We start from the raw sequence: 23,343 nt of genomic DNA on the forward strand, positions 1-23,343 counted from the left end.
GCCCGCACCGGCGGCGATGCCGGCATTCCCCGCTCGCATCCGGACGGCGACCGGTGCGGCCTTGAGCGCGCGCGCCGCGCTGTTCCGAATCCCCAATCCCCACTCCCGAATCCCGGCCCTCAACCCATGAGACCCGCCCCGCCACTGCTAGCCCTGCTCGGCCTATGGGCGCTGTGCGGCCTGGCCGCGGCGCTGCAGGTCGTCGCGCTGTGGCCGTGGCAGGCGCTGGGCGCGGCGATCGGCGTGATCGCGGCGGTCGATGCGTGGCGGCTGTGGCGCAGCCCTACCCCGCAGGTGCGCCGCGAATTGCCCGAGGCCTTGCCGCTGGGCGTGGAGCGCGAGGCCGGGCTGCGCCTCGACAGCGCGCAGCGGCAGACACTGGACGTGTTCGATCTGGTGCCCAGCGGCTGGTGGATGCAGGGCCTGCCGCGGCGGGTGACCCTGCACGCGGCCAGCGAAACCCATCTCACCTACCGGCTGCGTCCGACCGCGCGCGGCCGCTTCGAATTTCCCGGCACCCATCTGCGCCTGCATTCGGCCTGGCGCCTGTGGCGGCAGCGGCGCGTGGCCGGCGCGGCGCAGACCGTGCGCGTGTATCCGAACTTCGCGCCGCTGACCCGCTTCGCCCTGTTCAGCGCCGAACAGGCGTCGCGGCTGGTCGGCGCGCACCTGAAGCGGCGCCGCGGCGAAGGCACCGACTTCCACCAGATGCGCGAGTACCGCGTCGGCGACAGCCTGCGCCAGATCGACTGGAAGGCCACCTCGCGCGCGCGCAAGCTGATCTCGCGCGAGTACCAGGACGAGAAGAACCAGCAGCTGCTGATGCTGATCGACACCGGCCGGCGGATGATGGCCAGCGAGAGCGGCCTGGCGCATTTCGACAACGTGCTCAATGCCGCGCTGGTGGTGTCGTACCTGGCGCTGCGCCAGGGCGATGCGGTGGGGCTGATGGCCAGCGGCGGCGACGCGCGCTGGGTCGCGCCGCAGCGCGGCATGGGCACGGTCGATGCGCTGCTGCGCGCCAGCTACGACCTGCAGCCGCAGGCGGTGGCCACCGATTACCTGGCCGCGGCGACCGAACTGTCGCTGCGCCAGCGCCGCCGTTCGCTGGTGATGCTGATCAGCAACGTGCGCGACGAAGACATCGAAGACCTGCTCGCCGCGGTGCGGCTGCTGCAGCGCCGGCACCTGGTGTGCGTGGCCAGCCTGCGCGAGCACGCGCTGGACCAGGCGCTGCGCCAGGACGTGCACGACCTGCAGCAGGCGGTGCAGGCCGGCGCGGTGGCGCGCTACCTGCAACAACGCGGCGACGCCCACGACGCGCTGCGCAGCCACGGCGTGATGGTGCTCGACGTCACCGGCGAGGAGCTGCCGGGCGCGCTGGTGGAACGCTATCTCGCGGTCAAGCGCGACGGGTTGCTGTAGCGCGACGCCGCGGCCCATGACGATGTCGCCACCCCGCTGCATCGAATGTCGCTTGCCGTTGGACAGAATGAAACGCCGGATGCGGCCCACATAGGCCTGCTCGGTGCGCAGGCTGTAATGGCGAAGCCGCAGCCGACCACGGACCTGATCCAGCAGCTTGGAGGACAGGCGCGCCATTACGCCTGCAGCGTCACGGGTGTAACCCATACGCCCGCTCAAACGTCGGATAACGCGACCAGCATCGACGCCAAGACCGGCGACTGCCATCTGGCAAGTCATTGTTACGGGTTAGGAATTCGCCCCTTTCCAGACCTCCGGCGTTAGTCGATACTTGGTGCAACACCGCTTTTAGGCGGTCCAATAGTAGTTAGGCAGATCGATCAACTTGGAGGTGTAGCTGATGAGTGACCCAAGACCATGTAGCGTGTATTTTGGACACGGTGACAAGCAAACAGGCATGTTTATCCAATACGGCACCCGCGTGATCTACGACGAGGGGAACAATCCGATACAAGTATCATCGGCAATTGTTGAGATGGATAGCGGCCGAGTTGTTGAGGTAGAGCCGTCCACAGTTACATTCGGCAGGTCTGCCTAACAATTCATTCAAGCCGAACCCGCTCTGCGGGTCGGCTTAATTCAGGCGTTAGGCATCAAAAAGCAAAATGCCGCGGGTATGTACAGTCTTTGCCCGCGGCTTATCTAGCTCAGCCTTCAGGCAAGATCACAATGCCTTGGCCGATCACTTGTATTCGCGCCTTTTGTCCAACCGTGAAGCCAGCTGCGGATAGCCAATCGCCACTCAACCGTAGGAACGGCACTTGTCGTGGTCGGTAGCGGCATTCCCGATCTTTGTGTCGGCTTTCGTAAACCTGGTAGCCAATCGTCAGATAGCGAGGCTTCGGTGACGAGGTCTTCTTGGTAGTCACGGTGTACTCCTACGATTCGTTCTATTTCGCCTCCTGTTCAGAGAGGCGGCCGGGTGCTTGAACACGGTCGTAGGGCCGCCCGCAGTTTTCCCCTTTCGGGTCTTGCATAGCTGCGCGCCACCCGGCCATAGAAAAAGGCGGGGCACAAAAAAGCCACTTGGCTAACGGGAGTGGCTTCCGCCTACGATGGTGTGTTCAGCACCTTGGTCAAATTTAGCGCCACGCATGGTCCGGGTCAAGCCGTGTGCAAGCAGCAGACTTATTGTTGTGGCATGCTTGGTCTGCGGCAGAAGCGACGGGGACTGCAAGAGCAACTGCCTAACAATTCATTCAAGCCGACGCCACTTCGTGGCGCGGCTTAATTCAGGCGTTAGGCCTACAGGAGAGATCCATGCGACTTCTAGTGATTGCACCGCTCTTGCTGCCGCCCTTCTCTGCCCTTGCAGCGCCCGACTACACCTATTGTGAGATCACTGGTCTGGCACTCGGTGCGGACAAAGAGTTCGTTGGCTCAGTTGCGGCTCGCATCGTTGACCGTCAAGGTCTTACTGGTGAGCCCGGGTGCCAGGCCGTCTGGAAGGATTCTTATGCAACAGGCAAGCGACTTTCGGCTGGAGGTCAGTGGTCCGATCTGGATTCGGTCAAGTGGCAAAAGCTTCAGGGTTTCGAGACCAAAGTCTTGGACAGTGTTATCAGCGGCCTGCATCTCGGCTTGTAGGCCTAACAATTCGTCCAAGCTGACGCCACTGCGCGGCGCGGCTTGACTCAAACGTTAGGCCTCTCCACAAGCATGGCTAAGAAAAAGAAGACCGTCAGATTCCGCGTGGCGGACTACTATGACGGAGGCTTGGTACGCTTAGATGACCTTGAGATCCCTTCAAAGAGAGTCGGCTATAAGAAGCAAGATGGTGTTCTTGTTGCCACGGTTCCTTTAGGCGTGCCCGCATTCGAGGAGGCAGTAAGGGAGATATTCTCCAGGTCAGCTAGTGAGGGCTGGCCACTTAAGGGGCGCTTGCTGGTTGGCATCGGAATCTCCCTACCCAAGTCCGCATATCGATCCAAGGATGTAGACAATATGGCAAAGGCTATATTGGACGCGTTTTGCGGCATTGCCTACGAGGATGACAAGCAGATCGATGCACTCTTTGTGTCTAAAAGCGAAAGTTCAAAGTGGCAAGTATGGATGGCTTTCAAGACGCTCGGCGACACACCGCAATCTTGGTTTATTGAGCCAATGATGGTGCGACTTCCAAACAACGAGCCCGAGGCCTAACAATTCATTCAAGCCGAAGCCGCTTCGCGGCTCGGCATAATTCTGGCGTCAGGCGGTAGTGCTGCAAGTGCGGCGCGGCTTTCGTCTCTGGACTCCCGCGGCATCTGCGCCGCATGCGGCACCGCGAACTTGGCGCCGCGCGTGCGCTGCATGCCAGCGCGAACGGCGTGCAGCGTGCCCACGCCACATCGCGGACGACAAGCGCGCGGCGCCGTCCCCGCGCCTACGTCCGCGCGACCACGAATCCGGCGGCACTCCGCCATATCGGGGCCGGGTCACGGCGCGACAGCGGGCGCCAGCGGCAACTGCGCGCAGGCCTGCTGCAGGCGTTGGAGCGCACGCAGCATCAGCGGCCGGTGCCGCGCCAGCTTCATCCACGCCGGCAAGCGCGCCACCATCGAGCGCCCGAACAGACCGCGCCGCTCACGCAGCGTGGCCGCGACGTAGTCCTGCAGCTCCTGCAGATGGCGCGCGTTGTAGGCCCACAGCACGCCGGCGCGGGTCGGTGCGACCAGCGCCAGGGACATGCCGAAATGCGGGTCGCAGGGCTGCGCGTCGCGCACGCGTTGCGGCTGCACCGCCACCGCGCTCTGCTTGCCGCAATGCGCACAGCGCCCGGGCAAGCTCCCGGGCGGCGCAACCGCCGCGGTCGAGACCGCACAGACCTGGACCCACTGGTGGCCGCAATGGCCGCAGGCGCGGCGGCCCGACAGCCGCACCGCGCCCACCCAGTCGTCGTTGCCGCTGTCCAGCGCCGCGCTGCACTGGCCGCAGCGAAAGCGCGCCTGCCAGCGGTACGGCTGCCACTGCGCCAGCACCCAGCCCGGCGCGTCGCAGCGATGGCAGCGCACCGCCACCCGGTCCGCGTAGGCCGCCAACGGCGTCCCGTCGTTGCGATGCCGCCGTGGCATGACCGGCGACGGCCCATGCTCAGGCATACAGCACGCCGGCCTGCCCCGCCTCGACGATCGCATGCGGCACGAAGCGCGCGCTGTCGCGGGTGATCGGGCCGTCGTCCTCGCGGATGCCGATGCCGCACGCGCTATCGCCGACGATCCAGCTGCCGACCATCGGATAGCGGCCGTCGAACGCCGGCAGCGGATACGCCTGCTGGACGATGCACGGCCCCTGGTACGGACCGTCGCTCTCCAGCATGCGCCCGTCGGCCAGATGCAAGGCGATGTTGGCGCCTTCGCGCGAATGCAGCGGCTTGCGCACCCAGCCCGGCGGCAGCGCGGCGCCGTCGTCGAACGCGGCCGGCAGCAGGTTGGGATGGCCGCGATGGCGCGACCACAGCAGCGGCAGGATGCCCTTGTTGCTCAGCACCGCCTTCCACGGCGGCTCCAGCAGGCGCAGGCCCGATCCTGGCAGGGCCTGGCCGAAGCGCTCGGCGAACAGGTCTTCCAGCGGATACAGCTTGAACAAGGTGCCGATCACCGCGTCGTTCAGATCCGTATAGCGCCCGTCCTCGGACAGGCCGATGTCCTCGATCGCGATCGCCTCGCCGAACAGCCCGGCCTGCGCCGCACAGTCGCGCAGGTACGCGACCGTGCCCTGGTCTTCCTCCGAATCGCGCACCGCGGCGAAGGATAGCGGTGGCGGCAACTGCGCCGCCAGTTCGGCGAAGCGCTCCACCAGCGTCTCGTGGATCGAATTGAACTGGTCGGCGTCGTGCGCCAGGCGCCCCTGCGCCCGCTGGTCTTCCAGCCACTGCCACTGGAAGAACGACGACTCGAACAGCGAGGTCGGCGTGTCGTAGTTCAGTTCGTACAGCTTGGCCGGGCCGGTGCCGTCGTAGGCCAGGTCCAGGCGCCCGTACAGGTGCGGATCGCGGCGCCGCCAGCTCTCGGCGATCCAGTCGCGGAACGCCGGCGGAATCGCCAGGCGCTGCATCAACTCCTCGCTGGCGACGATCTCGTCCACCAGCCCCATCGCCATCTGGTGCAGCTCGGCGCTGGGATCCTCCAGGTCGCGTTCGATCTGGCGCAGGGTGAACGCGTAGTACGCGCGTTCGTCCCAGTAGCGTTCGCCGCCGATGGTGTGGAAACGGAAGCCGCACTCGGCGGCCTGCGCGCGCCAGTCGCCGCGTTCGACGATCGCGATGCGTTGCATGTGCTTGCCTTGGTCGATGCGGCGTAGGAAGGCGCGGCGGTCAGCCGCCGACGCTGCCGCGCGCGCCGCTGGAGCTGCCGAAACCGCCGCGGCTCACCGTGACCGCCCGGTTCGGCGTGGCGCCGATATGGGTCATGGTCTGGTTGCCGCGCAGGCTGGTGGCGGCGGCCGCGCCGGCCCCGGCGGCCGCGGGCCGCTGCCACTGGCTCTGCCGGTCCTGATAGGCGGGCGCGGCGTTGAAGCCGGCCATGCGATTGCCGTTGAGCATCTGCGACAGGAAGAAGCCGGTCATCAGCGGGCCGATGAACGAATGTCCCTGGCTGTCGCGCTGCTCCACGCAGCGCTCGGCCGAATACTCCTGCGCGCACTGCTCACGGTTGGCGTACTTGGGCCCCTGGTCCGCCGACTGCTGCTGCGCCTGCTTGAACGCCTCGCGGCAGGTGGTGATGTCGTGGGTCTGCGCCGCGCAGGCTTCCACCGAGGTGTACAGCCCCTCCTGGCGCTTGGCTTCGGGCGCGCAGGCGGTGAACAGCAGCGGCGCACTGCCCATCAGCAACAGCGCGGCCTTCTTGGATCGCTTCATCGGTTCCCTCCCGGAGCACAGACCCCCGATGATGCCTGGTTCCGGCCAGGGACGGAAATCGCCGGCACCGCGGCGCCCGCCGGGCGCCATGCGCATCGCGCCGGTTCATCGCCGACAAGGGCAGCCGCGCAGGCCGCGTGATAACGTGGCGAATGGCCCTGTGCGCGGCGCAAAAGGTTGCGAATGCAACCCTTTACCGCCCTCGCCGGGCCGCCCGCTTCCGCCAGCATTCCGCCCGCCTTCCGACCGTACGACGCCCCCATGCCCGACTATCGCTCCAAGACCTCCACCCACGGCCGCAACATGGCCGGCGCGCGCGCGCTGTGGCGCGCCACCGGCATGCAGGACGCCGACTTCCACAAGCCGATCATCGCCATCGCCAACTCCTTCACCCAGTTCGTGCCCGGCCACGTGCACCTGAAGGATCTCGGCCAGCTGGTCGCGCGCGAGATCGAGCGCGTCGGCGGCGTGGCCAAGGAATTCGACACCATCGCCGTGGACGACGGCATCGCCATGGGCCACGACGGCATGCTGTATTCGCTGCCCAGCCGCGAGATCATCGCCGACTCGGTGGAATACATGGTCAACGCGCACTGCGCCGACGCGCTGGTGTGCATCTCCAACTGCGACAAGATCACCCCCGGCATGCTGATGGCCGCGCTGCGCCTGAACATCCCCACGGTGTTCGTGTCCGGCGGGCCGATGGAAGCGGGCAAGACCAAGCTCGCCGACCACAACCTGGACCTGATCGACGCGATGGTGATCGCCGCCGACCCCAACGCCTCCGATGAAAAGGTCGCCGCGTTCGAGCGCAGCGCCTGCCCCACCTGCGGCTCGTGCTCGGGCATGTTCACCGCCAACTCGATGAACTGCCTGACCGAAGCGCTGGGCCTGGCCCTGCCCGGCAACGGCACCGTGGTCGCCACCCATGCCGACCGCGAACAGTTGTTCCTGAAGGCCGGACGCACCGCGGTCGAGCTATGCCACCGCTGGTACGGCGCCGAAGATCCGACCGCCCTGCCGCGCGGCATCGCCACCTTTGAAGCGTTCGAGAACGCGATGACCCTGGACATCGCGATGGGCGGCTCCACCAACACCATCCTGCACCTGCTCGCCGCCGCGCAGGAAGGCGAAGTGCCGTTCACCCTGCGCGACATCGACCGCCTGTCGCGGCACGTGCCGCAGCTGTGCAAGGTCGCGCCGAACATCCAGAAGTACCACATCGAGGACGTGCACCGTGCCGGCGGCATCGTCGCCATCCTCGGCGAACTGGCGCGCGGCGGCCTGCTGCATACCGACCAGGCCACCGTGCACAGCCGCACCCTCGCCGACGCCATCGCGCAGTGGGACATCACCCAGACCGACGCCGACGCCGTGCACACGTTCTACAAGGCCGGCCCGGCCGGCATCCCGACCCAGGTCGCCTTCAGCCAGGCCACGCGCTGGCCGACGCTGGACGCCGACCGCGCAGCGGGCTGCATCCGCGATGTCGCCCATGCCTACTCGCAGGAAGGCGGACTGGCGGTGCTGTACGGCAACATCGCGCTCGACGGCTGCGTGGTCAAGACCGCCGGCGTGGACGAATCGATCCACGTGTTCGAAGGCAACGCCAAGGTGTTCGAGAGCCAGGATTCGGCGGTCAAGGGCATCCTCGCCGACGAAGTGAAGGCCGGCGACGTGGTGGTGATCCGCTACGAAGGCCCCAAGGGCGGCCCCGGCATGCAGGAGATGCTCTACCCCACCTCGTACCTGAAGTCCAAGGGCCTGGGCAAGCAATGCGCCCTGCTCACCGACGGCCGCTTCTCCGGCGGCACCTCCGGCCTGTCGATCGGCCACGCCTCGCCGGAAGCGGCGGCCGGCGGCGCCATCGGCCTGGTCCGCGACGGCGACAGGATCCTGATCGACATCCCCAACCGCAGCATCAACCTGCTGGTCGACGACGCCGAACTGGGCGCCCGCCGCGCCGCACAGGACGCGCAAGGCTGGAAGCCGGTGGAAGTGCGCCCGCGCAAGGTCACCACTGCGCTGAAGGCGTATGCGCTGTTGGCGACGAGTGCCGACAAGGGCGCGGTGCGCGACAAGGCGATGCTGGACGGTTGAGGCGTTGCCATGAAGACCGTGGGTTCCCACGGTCTTCATGGCATCCCGGGATTGCACTGTGGGAGGGACTTCAGTCCCGACGCGTGACCACAAACGCCCACAGCTGGATTGCTTTTCTTGGCGGCACGTCACATACCGCCGACGCCCAGCCCATCCAACGGACTGCGCACCGCAGACGCCCCTCGCCCCAGCACATGCGTGTAGATCTGCGTGGTGGCCACATCCTTGTGGCCCAGCAGCTCTTGCACGGTGCGGATATCGTGGCCGGCTTCCAGCAGATGCGTGGCAAACGAATGCCGCAGGGTGTGGCAGGTCGCCGGCTTGGCGATGCCTGCACGGCGCCGTGCCGCCTGCACCGCGCGCTGCAGCGTTTCCTCCGACACGTGATGCCGGCCCACTCGGCCACTGCGCGGATCCACCGATCGACGCGCGGCGGGGAACAGATACTGCCAGCCGGGCTCGACATCGGCATTGGGATACTTGCGCGCCAGCGCATGTGGCAGGAACACCCTTCCCGCCCCGTCGGCGAGATCCGCGGCGTGCAGCAGCAGCGCCCGCTCGCGTTGCTGCATCAATTCCCCGCGCAGGCTGCGCGGCAGCGGCACCCGCCGATCCTTGCCGCCTTTGCCGTCGCGCACCACGATCTCGCCGCGAACCATATCCACATCCTTGATCCGCAACCGCAGGCATTCCAGCAACCGCATCCCGCTGCCGTACAGCAGCCCCGCCATCAGCCGACAAGACCCCTCGAGCATCGTCAGCAAGCGCGCGACCTCCTCGACCGAGAGCACCACCGGAATCCGCCGCGGCCGCTTGGCGCGCACCAGATTCTCCATCCAGGGCAGTTCCACGCCCAGAACATCACGATAGAGGAACAACAGCGCCGCCAGCGCCTGATTCTGCGTTCCGGCCGAGACCTGCCCCCGGGTCGCCAGATCCGTCAGGAACGCTTCGACCTCGGCCTGCCCCATCTGCGCCGGATGCCGCTTGCCGTTGGCCAGGATGAAGCGCCGTATCCAGCCCACATACGCTTGCTCGGTGCGCAGGCTGTAATGCCGAAGCCGCAGCCGACCACGGACCCGATCCAGCAGCTTGGGCGCCAGGCGCGTCGTTACGCCTGCATCGTCACGGGTGTAACTCATACGCCTGCTCAAACGTCGGATAACGCAACCAGCATCGACGCCAAGACCGTCGGTTGCCATCCGACAAGTCATTGTTACGAAGTAGGAATTCCCCCCTTCCCAGACTTCTGGCGTTAGTCGATACTTGGCGCAACACCGCTTTTAGGCGGTCCAATAGTAGTTAGGCGCTCATATGGCTTGGGTAGATAGCATAGACGGTCTTTATGACTTCATTGGCTTGGTTGTGCTCAGTGCTCCCGACCAATTCCGCAATCCCGGCTTTCTCGCACCCGAGGACACTCTAGATCTTGAACGAGCCTTTATTGAGCTACGCAGCGGCATCGCGCTTGTGCTTCAAGACTTCCCGGATGCGGACAATGGCGGCCGGCTTAGCGGAGTGCTGGACAGGTCACTTGCTATGTACAAGGCTGGTGATACCTGTGGCGGTGCGCACAGTCTGCAAGACTTCCAAGATCTCATCTTCAAGGCTCCCGCATGACTCCCGTGCCTAACAATTCATTCAAGCCGAAGCCGCTTCGCGGCTCGGCTTAATTCAGGCGTTAGGCCCATGTTTTGCTATCCATTCCCATCTAACTTTCCTCAAACCTTCACAACGCTGCTTCACCTGACCTCGCTATCTGGCGCAGTGGGAATACTGCGCAGTGGAAAGATATTCGGTAGAGACACGGACAAGCATGCAAATTTCAGCGTGAAGAGGCCAAGGCCAGATATTTCACGCGAGCAAGAAGTTCTGCTTACATTTGAATTTCGTGGTCAACACGCCGCATATTTTGGCTCACCATTCGGTTACGGCACCCCTTTTTGCCAAGGCCTTGCCCCGCCTATAGCGTTCCACATATTTCCGGAAGGGCCGCCTCATGACTGGCCGCACTCAAATCTTCTAGGAATCAATTACTGGCAAACCAACTTGTACCCTGGCGCCAACATGCTTTACCTAAAAGATGCGAGACTTCTGACTAGCCGTCCAATTCTAAAGAAAGCACCAAGAGTCATTTGGCCGTGGTATTCAACTCAGTACCGCAACCAACTAGGAGAGCTTGATCTATACGCAAAGCGGCTGAGGGTTCTAGACAAGCTTAGGTCGAGGGCTAGTGGCATTCAGTTCTCAGTGCCATGAGGCCTAACAATTCATTCAAGCCGACGCCACTTCGTGGCGCGGCTTAATTCAGGCGTTAGGTGCTCATGTCATGAAGACGTTGCCCATCTCTGTTCAACACTCTGTCGCCGAGTTCTATCACAGGGATGCTCGAGACTTTGCATCGCGCTTTGACGTCCTGTGGGAAGACCAGCTTCACAAGACCGGAAGGATTAAAAGCTTCGTTGATCTTGTCATGGGCTGTGAATGTGCGCTCAAGTCTCATGTCTTCCTTTCGCGTTTAGACGAAGATCCGGACGAAACATACAAGCTAGTTCGTCGCGCAGGCCACAATTCGGAACGGCTGTCCATTCTAGCCACATTTCTTGCAGACAGGTCGCTTTACGAGCAAGTCGGATCAAAGCTTGCTCCTTTCTCAGTCATCGTGCGCTACTCGCTTGACGCTTATTCCACATTCTTCCCAGCGCTTTCTGACTGGTCAGATGCACCCATCAATCACGCAGCCACGGTAGGCAATAACACCTGGGTTCTGAGCGTTCGTCAAGACCTGGAGCAGCTGATAGATTCGGCTTCTCCTGAGTTCACAGGCCTTGTTAGTAATGACATCGAAGCTATCTTTCAGAATGAGCAGGAACTAGAAGCGTTCATGCGTAGAATCGCACCTAACAATTCATTCAAGCCGAACCCGCTTCGCGGGTCGGCTTAATTCAGGCGTTAGGCCGTGGTGGAGCAACAGCATCGGCGCTCGCATCTTCGACCAGATCACTGGCGCGTACGCGGTCGGCTCCGGACAGTGGTTCTCACCGTAACTGGCATCGGACAGTCCGCCGCTTCGTCATTTCGTGTCACTGCCGCGCGGCACTCATTGCGCCTAGCTTCGGAGCCAACAGGCCCCGTGGCATTGCGGTGCAAGCTTCATCCCGCAAGCTGTGGCACACTCGGCTCAGGCGGGCAGTGCTGGGGAGCACGGTTGCGGTCTCAACCGTTTCGGCCACTCACTGCCTAACAACTCATTCAAGCCGACGTTGCTTCGCAACGCGTCTTAATTCAAGCGTTAGGCCCCATGGAAGCATTCTTAGTCGCCCATTACGCTCCCGATGGAGAAGTACTAGGCATGTCCGACCTTGACGCCAACCAACTTTCGGCGCGGTGGCTGGGCGTCTGTCGTGATCTGATCGATGCAGCGGGGCCTGTGTTCGATCGTCCCTTGGGCAGCACGTTGGAACGCTTCTCCATTGACTGCGCGGGACCGATTTGTCGCTTCAAGGCAAACGGCTTGCCGGTCTACTCGGCAGTACTTATAACAAATGGTGCTACTGCCAACTGCCAGCAGACGCTTTCGTTCTTCTCAGGGCAGTTGGAGGCAGGCGCCCCTTTCGAAGCGCCGGCGCATTTCCCGGCTTTTCTTGTGCTAAACACGCTTGCGCTAGGCGTTGCCGAATCTGATAGAGCGGCGCTATTCCAGCTGGCGTACCATTTCGCAGGCGCTTACTTTAGCTGGTCAGGCGCCTAACTAATCATTCAAGCCGACGCCTTCGGCGCGGCTTAACTCAGGCGTTAGGCATCAACGTAATGTCTGTCGAAATCACCGAGTTCCGGCAAATGCTAGAGGCGGGGCAGCGCTACCTGGGCGGCACTTGCTCCATTCAAGAGCTCAACGGCCGCGTCAGCCAGTGCCGCGACGCGGCTCGGTTCTGGGGCGGTCATTCAGCGATGGCGCAAGTCGTGGACGATTGGTCCCAAGTTGTTGACCGGCGCTGGAACGAATGTGGGCATTTGCCAGATCCACTCACCGAGCAACAGTTCAAGTCCTGGCTGGGCCAGCAGCTCACACTGCTTTCGGCGCATGCCTAACATCTCGTTCAAGGCGGACGCGCTAACGCGCGCCGCTTAACTCCAGCGTTAGGCCGTGGTGGAGCAACAGCATCGGTGCTCGCATCTTCGACCAGTTCACTGGCGCGTACGCGGTCGGCTCAGGACAGTGGTTCTCACCGTAACTGGCATCGGACAGTCCACCGCTTCGTCATTTCGTGTCACTGCCGCGTGGCACTCATTGCGCCTAGCTTCGGAGCCAATAGGCCCTGTGGCATTGCGGCGCAAGCTTCATCCCGCAACCTGTGGCACACTCGGCTCAGGCGGGCAGTGCTGGGGAGCATGGTTGCGGTCTCAACCGTTTCGGCCACTCACTGCCTAACAACTCATTCAAGCCGACGTTGCTTCGCAACGCGGCTTAATTCAAGCGCTAGGCAGCAGAACCAATGCCATCGAAACTCGAGCAAGAGCGGCGCAAGTCCATGGTCCGTGAGGTAGCTCAGCAACAGCGGGCCGCGGCAGTAGCTGCAATGCCAATCTCCCAAGATAAGCTGGCCCAGCTGTTTGAATACTTAGACGGCGCTCTGTCAGTCGGTTGTGACCACTCGCTTCGATTCACGCGCCGATTTCTACAGGATCACGACCTGCCGGAGGCGGCAATCCTTCCCTGGCTCGGCGAGTACGGCGGATTTTGTGACTGTGAGGTACTGGCCAACGTTGAGCAGGAGTTGGCGCAGTGAGTCGGCTGCTGCCTAACAATTCATTCAAGCCGAACCCGCTTCGCGGGTCGGCTTAATTCAGTTGTTAGGCCCCAAGGATAATTCATGCCGATCTCCAACGATAGAGAACTTCTTCTTGAGTTTGCGACTGATGTATATGTATGGCTAGACGCCTGCTATTTAGTCAACAGCCAAACGTCTGAGCGGAACGAAATGTGGCCGATTCTTCACCCCTACGTTGCGTTGCGACCCGCTGGCGAGGAGGCGTGGCTTGAGTTAAAAGAACATCAGCCACTAAATGAGGTTATCTCGTTAATTTCTAAAGCTCCAGACGCAAAGTTACAAGCCCACGGCCTCACGGGAACCCAGCTGCGCTACAAGCTTTCTGTTCTTCAAGATCTTGCAAAGAGAATGCGGCGGGTAAAATTTCCCGGCCGCTTCCGTCCTAAACTTGTTGACGCTATTGACACTATCCTAGACAGCTTGCTCAGCGCTGTTGGCGCTGGAACGGCGCTGAAAGAAATTAAGGACATGCTCCGTGCTCAAGTTTAGGAGCTTGGGGTCTAACAATTCATTCAAGCCGAACCCGCTTCGCGGGTCGGCTTAATTCAGGCGTTAGGCCGCTATGAAAAATTTCTCACCTGTCGACTTGAAGGCGCGCCATGCGATTCTTTCGGGCGAGCCGGGGAACGTCTCGCTGACATTGCTTATGAGTCCGTTCCTGGTAGATGGGACGCTCGTCGACACATCTGTTCGCCTCGATGGGGTCAACCTTCCGTCAAATCTTCTTAGCGATCTAGCAGGCAAGTCGTTCGTCTTCCCGGTCAACCCTCAGGAGGGATACATCGACGGGTCGATCTACCTAGATGACAGGCACCACCCAGTAGACGTAACGTCGCTTACGTTCAACTGTTCGCGGGCTGGTGGCCTGACGCTCCTCGTCAAGGGCACGTACCTGTTCAGTGTTGAGGGGCTTGTCGGTCTCGGCAATATGCCTTTTCAAATGGCCGCACCCGTTAGCTCGTGCGCGGCCTAACCATTCATTCAAGCCGAACCCGCTTCGCGGGTCGGCTTAATTCAGGCGTTAGGCCCTGAAAGGCGATTCCTGATGACTGTAGGGATAAATAGACCATTCTGGCGACGATTCCTCATAGGTTTCTTGGCCTCTTCGATTTTGGTCTTTGCTTGCTCGCTCTCCATGCAGCTTCACGTATTGCGTGATCCTCAGTGGCTGGGCATTGTCGCGCTTGGCATTGCGATTGCATCTGTTCCTGGCGCAGCAATTGAAGCTTTGCTCTTTCGCCGCAGCGAGTTACTGTTGGTGCTGGGCGCGCAATTTCTCACTATTTCGTCACTGATTGCGTGGTTTGCGGTTAGGGCCTAACAATTCATTCAAGCCGAACCCGCTTCGCGGGTCGGCTTAACTCAGGCGTTAGGTGTGAGATCAAGCTCATGAGCTTCCTGACAATTATATCAATCGGATTCGCATTGGCGTCGGCTGGGGCTTGGCTCTATGCGAGCCGCGTAAAGGTTTCGCGTGAGGAAGCACTATCGCGGCGCCGTCGCGCTGCTGATAAAAGCGGCAATGCCCCTGATCTCTCCGGAGTAACTTTTGACGGCTGGGAGGTTCGGGAGACCTTGGCCGCTCAATCCAGGTGAAACTCCATAGGTGCTGTACTCGCGGCTGCGTCAATCCTTAGCCAAGCTGTGGCCCAAGCGATTGCTCACACCTAACAACTCAATCAAGCCGAACTGGCTTCACCAGTCGGCTTATCTCGGGCGTTAGGCCTCATGGGCGACCTTCAGCTGCCACCTCGCGTTAACTGGCTGTCCCGGATTCTGCTCTTGGCGGTTTCAGTTTCGTTCTGTGTGGGCGGCCTGTACGCCCTGGCGCAACCAGTTCCACGCCAGCTCACCATTGTCGGTTGCTTCGCGGCATCGGCAATCCTGGCTCTTGGTGCATTCTTCGCGCCGGCCAAGCTACGCGCTGCACTTGTTGGCTGGCACGGATGACGCTGCTAGGCTGAGGCCTAACTCATCATTCAAGCCGACGCCTACGGCGCGGCTTAACTTAGGCGTTAGGGGGCAGCGGAACAATGTCGGTCGTTGAAGCAGTCATCGCAAGCACTACGCTTGATAGCCAGGGGGAGAGGTTAACTCCCGAGGCCATCCGACAAATTTCTGATTCAGTCAACTCTCATTTGATACCAATCGGAACGGAGCACGACCCAAGAATCCCTCCGCAAGGAAGGCTTAGGTCATGCTTCGTTCGAGAGCGGCCTGACGGAGAGCTGGAAGCTGTGGCAGAGATGGAGTTCTTTGAGCCCGACCAAGAACCACTTCCCGCTGGGGACCGGCAAATCCCGATCCACTCGGCCAACGACGACAAGCTAGTCGTATCTTATGACTGGACTCACAGAGATCAATCCGATCGCAACGACATAGAGGCAATTGCCCAGCTGCTTGGCACTCGACCCGCGTATGAGGCCAAGAAGGCTGCTGACCCAATCAGCATAATTTCTCTAACTGGTGCGTTCGTCCTAGGCGGCATAGCATCTGGTCTATTCAACAAGATTGGCTCTGACATTTGGGATTCTCTCAAGCCTCGGCTTGCCCGGTTGACGTCAAAAACCGATACAAGGAAAGGAGATCAGCTTGTCATTTTCCGCACGCTAGTCGAGATCGAGGGTTCAACAAGAGAAGTTGAAACCATTTTGACAAACCCAACGGCCGAGCAAATCGAAATCTTCCTCCGGCAAGGAGCATCTGCACTAGACAAGGTTCTACCCGTCTACGCACAGGACGCGCCGGAGCTTAAGAGACTTGTGTTTGAATACAAGCATGGTGAACTGCAAGTACGCTTTGGCGTGCTCACAAATTGCAGGCCGGTGACCCCAACACTTTCTGTTAAGGACATCATTGAACGTGGGCCTGCCCCCTAACAGTTCATTCAAGCCCACGCCTCTTCGCGGCGCTGCTTAATTCAGGCGTTAGGCCTCAACATCCAACCGCATTTTCACCCGAGAATCGTCATGTACCCAGAATTTCTGATCTCCACAATGGCTTTGATGATTTCTGCGCTGAGTGCGGTAGCGACACTCTACCTAGCGCAGCAACTCTCAATTCTGCGAAGAACCTACCTTCGGGAAGCGAGGGCAAGCCAAATGGAACGCACCCTCAGAGCAGTTCAGTTACCACCAGAGATTTCGAAAATCATCGAGTCCATGCTTCATCGTGCTGCAAGGGGCGATGGCGACTACTTCGTAGAAGACTCCGACGCCGCAATTGAAGTGACGAAGGCGCTGGAGTACTTAGAGACACTTGCCACTGGAATTTTGTCGGGCGTCTATGACGAAGACATAGCCTACTCAAGGCTGGGGGACAGAATTGTTTACTTCTATGAAATTTCGAAGCGCTTCATTTATCAATCGCAAAGTCGCTCGCCCGCAAGCCTTTACGTGCAACTAACTCAATTAGCACGAGCTTGGCAATCTCGCGAACGCCACTCCAGCTACACGCTCTGAGGAGATAGCCAGTGGCCACCCCTTTCGAAATCATTGCGGAACACTGCGCTCGCAACAACAAGAGTGACTGTGTGCGCGATCTAGCATTCAGCATATATCGCCAGCAGTTTGAGTCACTGACGCTTGACAGGAATCCGCCATTGGATGCCGCCGCTCTAGTAGCGACAGAGCAGACCCTTCTTGCCCCAGGAAGCCTCATTGCGCATACGCGATCCGCGGAAGAGATTCTAAAGAAGCAGTTTGATACAGAAGCTGGTCAGCTTCGCTCTAGGATGAAGCGCGACTCCTTTTGGTTTGCAGTGGGATCGGGAATCGTTGGAAACATCATTTATTCACTCCTCCTAATTATTCTCTTTATCGTTGCGAAGGACCAGCTTTCCTCATGGCTCTCGAACTTGGCTCAAGACAAACCAGCAGTCACTGAAAGATCTGGAGATTCAAAGATGCCGTAAAATTGAGGCCTAACAATTCATTCAAGCCGAACCCGCTTCGCTGGTCGGCTTAACTCAGGCGTTAGGCCCCATGAGCAATATCGAGCCACCTCCAGAAGATCTGACCGGCGCACGTGTCCTCGCTTATGCCCTCATAGATGAGACCAATGCATACAGCGGTCGCACAACTTTGCATGTGGACGGCAAGCTAATTGGCCCGGTCCCACGTTTAGCCATTGCGCTCAACAATTACGAGCCAGACGACTATTTGTTGCTCTATTGCAGCGAAAGCTGGGATGTCATCGGCGCCGGCGGATACGCATCCCTAGCAGCGGCCAAGCAGGCGGCAGACATTGCCTACCCGGGCGTGGCGTCACGGTGGCAAGATGTGGCCTAACAATTCATTCAAGCCCAACCCGCTTCGCGGGTCGGCTTCATTCAGGCGCTAGGCCCCATGATCTTTGCTGCAGCAACCGACGAGAACACGCTTTTCGTATTCGCCTCCATCGCGGAGGCAATCGCATACTGCGAGGATATCGACGTGGAGGACGGTGGCTGGATCTTCTGGGATGACATTGGCAACGCTCTGAGGGCGGAGTTCCTCACTCCAAATTATCCTAGTAGGTTCGCTGTTGGTGGGAGTACTTATCGGCTGACCCAAGCTGCCGACAAGCCCACGCTGACGGAGTCTATTGCCGCCATCCGTCACATCGATGGCAATCCGCACTTCGCAACTCTTTCTGCAGTTCATGAGCATCTTGCAACTGCTGCCCAGGTGTCCCAGCATGGGGCCTAACAATTCATTCAAGCCGAACCCGCTTCGCGGGTCGGCTTAATTCAGGCATTAGGCCCGTACAAAGCAGAATGCCGCAGGCGGATGTTTTTCCGTCTGCGGCATTCTCCGCATTACTCTTTGGCTAAAATCATAATTCCGCGCTTAGTGACTTGCACTCGTGCTTTCTGGCCTACCGTGAACCCTGCCGCTTGCAACCAAGCGCCGCTCAAACGTAAGAACGGCACTTGTCGCGGCCGGGTCCGACGCTCTATGTCTCTGTGCCGGCTTTCGTAGACCTGATAGCTAACTGTTAAAAAGCGCGGTTTCGGCTGTACAGCCTTTTTCTTTACGGCCATAGTGGCCTCCTAGCGGTTTGTTGAGTTATGCCCATGTTGAGAGGGCGACCGAGTACTTCAACACCGCCGCTAGACGGCCCCCAGCTTTCCCCGGCAAGCCGGGTCTTGTATGACTGGACGCTACTCGGCCATAGAAACTATGGACGCAAAAAAAACGCGTTTCAGTCGCGGGCACTGCTAGCGGAAGGTATGTTGAGTACCTTAGGTCAATTTAGCGCTCTACTGGCTTGCGGTCAACTGGTGGGCATGGGCCTAACAATTCGTTCAAGCCGACCCCACATCGTGGCAGCGCCAGCGTGCTTTACGCTACGCTAGCACGTAGTCGCTGCCCCGCTACGGGGCGGCTTAACTCAGGCGTTAGGCAGTTATGGACACAACTCTGTACGACAAACTTATTCAGCTAGCCAAGGATGGCGATTTAGCCGCCTACAGCGATGTCGCGCCACTTATCGGCTTAGACATGTCTAAGGATCAAGATAGAGACATCATTGCAAAGAAGCTTGGTCACATTGCAGACCACGAGGACGCGGCAGGCCGTCCAATGCTCACTGCGCTGATTGTTCATTATGGTAATGACAACAACCCGGGCGAGGGCTTCTTTGCCAAGGCTGTAGAGCTTGGGCACTACAAAGGCAGTCGTGACCCGTTACGCCGACTTACTTTTTGGGCAAACCAGGTAAGAGACATCTATGATCATTGGCAGACTGCCTAACAATTCATTCAAGCCGACGCCGCTTCACGGCACGACTTAACTCAGGACTTAGGCCCTTGAAAGAAGCTATTCAGCAACTCGTGGAAGCGTGCACCAAGCCAGAGCCAGGAAACCCTCTCTTGCCCGATGGTCTGGAGCGTTTTGTACCGGGCATCAGATCAGCTTAGAAGCGTTCAGCTGTCACTTCGCTAAGCATGTGGCGCTCGAGTTCGCGGAGGGGGTTTTCTCATATCGTCAAGCAGACGCTGCAATGAACCGACTATCTGGCGCTGATTCTGCTTGGAGACACTCGCCCTTCGCGGAGACCATCTACGAGGCATTTGATGCCGGTGAATTCCTGCACGACGGAGATCCACAAAGTACCATTAGCTGGCAAAAGTACACATTGCCGGCGGTCATGGAGGCGCTTAGCAATGAAGGTCTGTTGCCACGTGCCTAACAATTCATTCAAGCCGAACCCGCGTCGCGGGTCGGCTTAACTCAGGTATTAGGCCGCATGCAAGCTCTCCTAGAATCTGTCGGCAAAGAGATCGAGTGGCACGGCGGCTCCGACGTGATTGAGCTCACCAACACCAACTCAGGGTTGCGAGTGGTGCTTTCTGCTCCTGTAGGCATTGATCGATACGCTGAGATCCACTTCTCTTTCGCCCGAGCCTTCCAAGTCATGGATGAGGGAGACATGCTTGAGTATTGGCACACTCCGCTCAAGAGCAAACATTTCTTATACAGGGTTGTCTCAGGTGGCTGGCGCGATCGAGTAGCCGGGCAGTACTTGCACGTAACGTCTGCGCTTGATCAGATGCAGGAGTGGTTGATCGTTTCTGAGTGCCTGTGCGTGTCTGTGATCTCAGCGCAGCCTCCACATGTTAGGGAGTACAGCTAGTGCGGCCTAACAATTCATTCAAGCCAAACCCGCTTCGCGGCGCGGCTTGACTCAAGGCTTAGGTTTCAGGCCGATACAACCTGCGTCGCGCCCCATCAAGGCCAATCCTGGACGACCTCAGTGCAGCCGACGAAAGAGAGGTTTGCGATGAAGACTGTTGCTCTCACCGTGCTTGTTGCAGTTTTTGGCTTGGCTCATGCAGCTCAGGCGCAACCTTCCACGCCGGATCTCTCGACGATTGCCGACGGCAAGTCGTGGAAGGTGTTTCATGCAAACGTCGAGCGCACCGAGAAGGATGGGAGCACTGCGGTGCGCCTAATCGCCAAAGGGGACCCACCCATTGGAATCGTGGGTTTGGCGCTTCCGCGCGGGTTGACCTTCTCGACCGGGACGATTGAGGTCGACTTGAAGGGCAAGAACGTCAAGCAGAGAAGCTTTCTCGGCGTGGCGTTCAACATCATCGACGAGAAGACCTTCGAAGCCGTGTATTTTCGGCCGTTCAACTTCAACGCCGAAGCCCCCATTCGCAACCGCTCGGTACAGTACATAGCGTGGCCGGAAAACACCTGGGAGCATCTGAGGGAGCGCGCACCGGGTCAGTTCGAGAAGGCAGTGAACCCGGTGCCGGACCCGGACGCCTGGTTTCACGCCAAGATTGAGGTGACCGCCAGCCAAGTGCGGGTCTTCGTGAATCACGCAAAGGAGCCGAGCCTGGTCGTCGCCAGGCTGTCGAGCGGTGGTACCGAACGCCCCGTTGGACTTTTCGTCGATTCAGATGACGGCCAATACGCCAACCTGCAAGTCGCGCCGCTCAGGCCTCTACACCCGTAGGCTTTGCATCGGCGGCCGCGCCGATGCCTGACCCCTCGGTCAAGCGGGGCGCCAATGGCAAGTCAGCAAGCCCGGTCTGACGGAACGCGGTACGTTTTTCGCAGACCTGGGCTTGGCTTCTTGCCATCGTCGCCCTTTTACCTCGCTTGTGCATTACACCGAAAAGACGGCCATGCCACGTTGAGCCCCTGGGCCTGGTCGCTTAGGCCTTGAACAGGCATCTTTCGGGCCTGGAGGTCCATGGCTACTCGGATCGTCAGCGCCCTTGACGTCAGTAGCATCAAGCCATGGCGCGTGCGGCGTTGCGGATGCCGCCTAACCATCGCGGCCGGACTCACCTCGCGGATCGGCTTGACTCAGGCGTCAGCCCACTGGGAGAGTTCGTCGCCATATCTAGCGCTTCATCCGTTGCTTTGGCTCATTCGTCGCACGCCAGTTGCCGCATTTCCCTGGAACTGCAATCCTTCCGCTTCCGCTCACGGGCCAAAGGAGCCGCGTCGTGAAAGCGCTAATTGCGACAGTTGCCTGGTGCCTTCTCTTTGTTCTGTGCTGGCCGCTGGCCCTGCTGGTCTTGGTACTGTGGCCAATCGTTTGGATACTGACGCTGCCATTCCGCCTCGTGGGGATCACCTTCTCCGCAGTGTTCGCACTCCTGCACGCCATCCTGTTCCTGCCTGCCCGCCTCCTTGGTTGGCGGCCGGGACACACAGCGGCGGCCTAGCGCTCAATCGGAAGCCGTTCCGCAGCGGGACCTAGCTCGAACGACAGGCGACAGCATGAAGTACGCGGATGGCACAGACATAGAAGTTGGCGACATTCTGCGGATCGACGGGGCCTACCGTGGCCGCGTCATTGCCTCGACGGACACAAACAAGTACCTGCCGGGCGAGGACAGTTGGGCATATCTTGGCGCAGGCATCATGGTCGACACGGATTTCGCCGGGCTTGTGCATTACACGACGGAGACGGCGGAGGATTTCGTACTGATCGAGCGCGGGGCGCCCACCTGACACCTCGTTCAGCGGTATCCGCATCATGGCTTGGCTCAGGCGCAAGCCACTCGGAGATTCTCCAAGGGAATCGCATATGACACGACTCTTGTTGCTCGCACTGTTCGTTGTGCCTTTCGGTGCAAGCGCAATCGTCATTCGGGATGACGTTGATGACGCGAAGTATCGGGTTCCGGCATCTGAGTTTCCTGCGCTAGTCGACATGCCTGGTGAGGGACATGGCGTGCTGATTGCACCGCAATGGGTGATAACCGCTGCCCATGCAGTCACCTGGCAACCGGATATCAAGCAGGTCACTATCAATGGGATATCCAGGGACGTTGAACGTCTCGTGATAAACCCCGGATACAAGAAGCCTCCACAAGCGCTGCTAGACTCGGCGCTCGCCACTTGGGATTGGACGCTTTTCCGGGTGGCGCTCTCCTCCTCGGATGACATCGCACTTCTCAAGCTGGCACAACCCGTTACCGATGTCTCGCCAGCCGCACTCAGCAAGCGCGATGACGAGTTCGGCAAGACCATCAAGGTCATGGGGAAAGGCGCTACCGGTAACGGCGTCACGGGCTATGCATTCGGCAGCTCCCACCGCACGGAGCTTCGCCGCGCTTACAACACGGTCACCAGCGCCGATGGCCGCTGGCTCTGCTATGTGTTCGACAAGCCGTCGGACGCCCTTCCCCTTGAGGGTGGGTCAGGAAGTGGCGACAGCGGCGGGCCCGTCCTTATCCAGGCTGACAAGGATTGGCTGGTGGCTGGACTGACTTCATGGTCGGATCCTCAAAGCGCTATCAGAACGCCCGGGAGGTATGGTCAAATCACCTGCAATGTCCGCCTGAGTCACTACAGCGAGTGGATTGGGAGCATCATATCTACGCACCCGTAGGCGGGCGCCAATCATTACATCAGGTCGAAGCCGCCTAGCGGTTGATTCAACTCAGATTCTAGGCCTTATGATGCAATCTCTGGGCTTTGCCATAGCCGCAAGCCTCACTTTCCTTGTCTTCGGTGCTGGGATGATCTATGTCACATGGATCAGGCCATCATCGCGATTCCGCCGGATTTTCTGCGCCCGGTGGCGCCTGTTCGGCCGCACCGCCTCCAAGTTCGGCGCCGCGACGCAGTCGTTTACTCTTTTGGCTATGGGATTGGGAACTTTGCTCAGCGTTTTTGACGCGCCATTCAAGAAATACGCATTCGCTCCTCTCTTGATTGGCGTAGTCCTCACCGGCATTGCACGCCTTGGCGATCTCCGCGACGATGAGGCCTAACACTTCATTGAATCCGAACTCACTTCACCAGTTGACTTGACTCATTCATTAACCCGTAATCCAATGCGGGCGCCAACAATCCAGTCGAGTCGAGGCCACTTCGCCTGTAGGCTAAATTCAATTTTTCGGAGCGGCTCGAATGGAGGAAACAAGATCATCGGAGAGAGGCGGCGCCGGCATGTGCTCTCCTCTGGCTTCTCATTCGATCCGCCGCTGCTCAGCCGCGCGGCTCAATTCAAGCATTAGGCAACAATGACAGCTCCATCGCATCCAGTTGTAGATCCAATGCTCGTTGGCACGTACCCAGCGAGCGCAAAGGCTGGCGGCGGCTACGTATGGGACGCCGTTCTTGAGTATCGGGT

General features: G+C 60.1%; 30 protein-coding genes and 1 pseudogene. 24 read left to right on the forward strand and 7 right to left on the reverse strand.

All coding sequences use genetic code 11. The annotated features are described in order from the left end of the window. Positions 1–126: 126 nt before the first annotated feature. Positions 127–1,425, forward strand: a complete 1,299-nt coding sequence (locus H9658_RS14460) for a DUF58 domain-containing protein (RefSeq protein ID WP_191825857.1) — start codon at positions 127–129, stop codon at positions 1,423–1,425. A gap of 30 nt (positions 1,426–1,455) precedes the next feature. On the opposite strand, the pseudogene H9658_RS22965 reads toward H9658_RS14460, so the two are convergent. Together H9658_RS22965 and H9658_RS14465 are read right to left on the reverse strand one after the other, a co-directional pair. Then, a pseudogene (locus H9658_RS22965) lies at positions 1,456–1,632 on the reverse strand (phage integrase N-terminal SAM-like domain-containing protein); the annotation flags it as partial. Between the two features lie 500 nt (positions 1,633–2,132). After that, a complete protein-coding gene (locus H9658_RS14465; protein WP_191825858.1) occupies positions 2,133–2,354 on the reverse strand; it encodes a SymE family type I addiction module toxin in 222 nt (73 codons plus the stop codon). A gap of 391 nt (positions 2,355–2,745) precedes the next feature. Here H9658_RS14465 and H9658_RS14470 point away from each other — a divergent pair, with 391 nt between their 5' ends. Continuing rightward, the gene (locus tag H9658_RS14470; protein ID WP_191825859.1) at positions 2,746–3,072 is read left to right on the forward strand and encodes a hypothetical protein; all 327 of its coding nucleotides are present in this window, start codon (positions 2,746–2,748) and stop codon (positions 3,070–3,072) included. A 72-nt stretch (positions 3,073–3,144) separates the two neighbouring features. Next, complete coding sequence (locus tag H9658_RS14475) at positions 3,145–3,627, forward strand: RusA family crossover junction endodeoxyribonuclease (RefSeq protein WP_191825860.1); 483 nt, start codon at positions 3,145–3,147, stop codon at positions 3,625–3,627. A 275-nt stretch (positions 3,628–3,902) separates the two neighbouring features. Here the strand turns inward: H9658_RS14475 and H9658_RS14480 are convergent, their stop codons facing one another. From H9658_RS14480 to H9658_RS14490, 3 genes are read right to left on the reverse strand one after another with little or no spacing between them, the layout of a single operon-like run. Beyond that, entirely contained in the window at positions 3,903–4,538 is a 636-nt protein-coding gene (locus H9658_RS14480; RefSeq protein WP_225209980.1) for a hypothetical protein, read from the reverse strand. Positions 4,539–4,557: 19 nt separating this feature from the next. After that, positions 4,558–5,739: a glutathionylspermidine synthase family protein gene (locus H9658_RS14485; protein ID WP_191825862.1), complete on the reverse strand. Its 1,182-nt coding sequence runs from the start codon at positions 5,737–5,739 to the stop codon at positions 4,558–4,560. A gap of 40 nt (positions 5,740–5,779) precedes the next feature. Then, the gene (locus tag H9658_RS14490) at positions 5,780–6,322 is read right to left on the reverse strand and encodes a DUF1190 domain-containing protein (protein ID WP_191825863.1); all 543 of its coding nucleotides are present in this window, start codon (positions 6,320–6,322) and stop codon (positions 5,780–5,782) included. Between the two features lie 261 nt (positions 6,323–6,583). Between H9658_RS14490 and ilvD the strand changes: the two genes are divergently transcribed. Then, a complete protein-coding gene (gene ilvD / locus H9658_RS14495) occupies positions 6,584–8,422 on the forward strand; it encodes a dihydroxy-acid dehydratase (protein ID WP_191825864.1) in 1,839 nt (612 codons plus the stop codon). A gap of 128 nt (positions 8,423–8,550) precedes the next feature. Here ilvD and H9658_RS14500 read toward each other — a convergent pair whose 3' ends face one another. Then, on the reverse strand, positions 8,551–9,564 hold the full coding sequence (locus H9658_RS14500) for an integron integrase (protein WP_191825865.1): 1,014 nt from the start codon (positions 9,562–9,564) through the stop codon (positions 8,551–8,553). A 172-nt stretch (positions 9,565–9,736) separates the two neighbouring features. Between H9658_RS14500 and H9658_RS14505 the strand changes: the two genes are divergently transcribed. From H9658_RS14505 to H9658_RS14565, 13 genes are all read left to right on the forward strand, one after another. Further along, positions 9,737–10,042: a hypothetical protein gene (locus tag H9658_RS14505; RefSeq protein ID WP_191825866.1), complete on the forward strand. Its 306-nt coding sequence runs from the start codon at positions 9,737–9,739 to the stop codon at positions 10,040–10,042. A 709-nt stretch (positions 10,043–10,751) separates the two neighbouring features. Continuing rightward, positions 10,752–11,366, forward strand: coding sequence for a hypothetical protein (locus H9658_RS14510; protein ID WP_191825867.1), 615 nt, complete (start codon positions 10,752–10,754; stop codon positions 11,364–11,366). Between the two features lie 408 nt (positions 11,367–11,774). Continuing rightward, the gene (locus H9658_RS14515) at positions 11,775–12,173 is read left to right on the forward strand and encodes a hypothetical protein (protein ID WP_191825868.1); all 399 of its coding nucleotides are present in this window, start codon (positions 11,775–11,777) and stop codon (positions 12,171–12,173) included. A 59-nt stretch (positions 12,174–12,232) separates the two neighbouring features. Beyond that, positions 12,233–12,514: a hypothetical protein gene (locus H9658_RS14520; RefSeq protein WP_191825869.1), complete on the forward strand. Its 282-nt coding sequence runs from the start codon at positions 12,233–12,235 to the stop codon at positions 12,512–12,514. Positions 12,515–12,918: 404 nt separating this feature from the next. Beyond that, positions 12,919–13,212, forward strand: a complete 294-nt coding sequence (locus tag H9658_RS22970) for a DUF2695 domain-containing protein (RefSeq protein WP_225209981.1) — start codon at positions 12,919–12,921, stop codon at positions 13,210–13,212. Positions 13,213–13,296: 84 nt separating this feature from the next. Beyond that, on the forward strand, positions 13,297–13,743 hold the full coding sequence (locus tag H9658_RS14530) for a hypothetical protein (RefSeq protein WP_191825870.1): 447 nt from the start codon (positions 13,297–13,299) through the stop codon (positions 13,741–13,743). 73 nt (positions 13,744–13,816) lie between these two features. Continuing rightward, positions 13,817–14,227, forward strand: coding sequence for a hypothetical protein (locus H9658_RS14535; RefSeq protein WP_191825287.1), 411 nt, complete (start codon positions 13,817–13,819; stop codon positions 14,225–14,227). 123 nt (positions 14,228–14,350) lie between these two features. Further along, positions 14,351–14,575 carry a hypothetical protein gene (locus H9658_RS14540; RefSeq protein ID WP_225209982.1) on the forward strand — a complete coding sequence of 75 codons (225 nt, stop codon included), beginning with the start codon at positions 14,351–14,353 and terminating at the stop codon, positions 14,573–14,575. Positions 14,576–15,287: 712 nt separating this feature from the next. Further along, on the forward strand, positions 15,288–16,133 hold the full coding sequence (locus H9658_RS14545) for a hypothetical protein (RefSeq protein ID WP_191825872.1): 846 nt from the start codon (positions 15,288–15,290) through the stop codon (positions 16,131–16,133). 90 nt (positions 16,134–16,223) lie between these two features. Next, the gene (locus H9658_RS14550; protein ID WP_191825873.1) at positions 16,224–16,715 is read left to right on the forward strand and encodes a DUF4760 domain-containing protein; all 492 of its coding nucleotides are present in this window, start codon (positions 16,224–16,226) and stop codon (positions 16,713–16,715) included. 11 nt (positions 16,716–16,726) lie between these two features. Next, positions 16,727–17,167, forward strand: a complete 441-nt coding sequence (locus H9658_RS14555) for a hypothetical protein (protein ID WP_191825874.1) — start codon at positions 16,727–16,729, stop codon at positions 17,165–17,167. Between the two features lie 70 nt (positions 17,168–17,237). Continuing rightward, the gene (locus H9658_RS14560) at positions 17,238–17,543 is read left to right on the forward strand and encodes a hypothetical protein (RefSeq protein WP_191825875.1); all 306 of its coding nucleotides are present in this window, start codon (positions 17,238–17,240) and stop codon (positions 17,541–17,543) included. Positions 17,544–17,600: 57 nt separating this feature from the next. Then, positions 17,601–17,942 (forward strand): hypothetical protein, encoded by a 342-nt coding sequence (locus H9658_RS14565; RefSeq protein ID WP_191825876.1) that lies wholly within the window; start codon positions 17,601–17,603, stop codon positions 17,940–17,942. 110 nt (positions 17,943–18,052) lie between these two features. On the opposite strand, the gene H9658_RS14570 is transcribed toward H9658_RS14565, so the two are convergent. Then, positions 18,053–18,277, reverse strand: coding sequence for a SymE family type I addiction module toxin (locus H9658_RS14570; protein ID WP_191825877.1), 225 nt, complete (start codon positions 18,275–18,277; stop codon positions 18,053–18,055). Positions 18,278–18,644: 367 nt separating this feature from the next. On the opposite strand from H9658_RS14570, the gene H9658_RS14575 reads away from it, so the two are divergent. The 7 genes from H9658_RS14575 (at position 18,645) to H9658_RS14600 (ending at position 22,981) form a co-directional block, all read left to right on the forward strand. Continuing rightward, on the forward strand, positions 18,645–18,989 hold the full coding sequence (locus H9658_RS14575; protein ID WP_191825878.1) for a hypothetical protein: 345 nt from the start codon (positions 18,645–18,647) through the stop codon (positions 18,987–18,989). A gap of 496 nt (positions 18,990–19,485) precedes the next feature. After that, the gene (locus tag H9658_RS14580; protein ID WP_191825879.1) at positions 19,486–19,872 is read left to right on the forward strand and encodes a hypothetical protein; all 387 of its coding nucleotides are present in this window, start codon (positions 19,486–19,488) and stop codon (positions 19,870–19,872) included. Positions 19,873–20,019: 147 nt separating this feature from the next. After that, on the forward strand, positions 20,020–20,703 hold the full coding sequence (locus H9658_RS14585; protein ID WP_191825880.1) for a LamG domain-containing protein: 684 nt from the start codon (positions 20,020–20,022) through the stop codon (positions 20,701–20,703). A gap of 499 nt (positions 20,704–21,202) precedes the next feature. Beyond that, entirely contained in the window at positions 21,203–21,424 is a 222-nt protein-coding gene (locus tag H9658_RS23205) for a hypothetical protein (protein ID WP_318241375.1), read from the forward strand. A gap of 55 nt (positions 21,425–21,479) precedes the next feature. Continuing rightward, on the forward strand, positions 21,480–21,713 hold the full coding sequence (locus tag H9658_RS14590; RefSeq protein WP_191825881.1) for a hypothetical protein: 234 nt from the start codon (positions 21,480–21,482) through the stop codon (positions 21,711–21,713). Between the two features lie 76 nt (positions 21,714–21,789). Beyond that, positions 21,790–22,596, forward strand: coding sequence for a trypsin-like serine protease (locus H9658_RS14595; RefSeq protein WP_191825882.1), 807 nt, complete (start codon positions 21,790–21,792; stop codon positions 22,594–22,596). A 70-nt stretch (positions 22,597–22,666) separates the two neighbouring features. After that, positions 22,667–22,981, forward strand: coding sequence for a hypothetical protein (locus tag H9658_RS14600; RefSeq protein ID WP_191825883.1), 315 nt, complete (start codon positions 22,667–22,669; stop codon positions 22,979–22,981). Positions 22,982–23,343: the final 362 nt, after the last annotated feature.

Origin of the sequence: Xanthomonas bonasiae, from assembly GCF_014836395.1 — a bacterium.
Taxonomy (GTDB): Bacteria; Pseudomonadota; Gammaproteobacteria; order Xanthomonadales; family Xanthomonadaceae; genus Xanthomonas_A; species Xanthomonas_A bonasiae.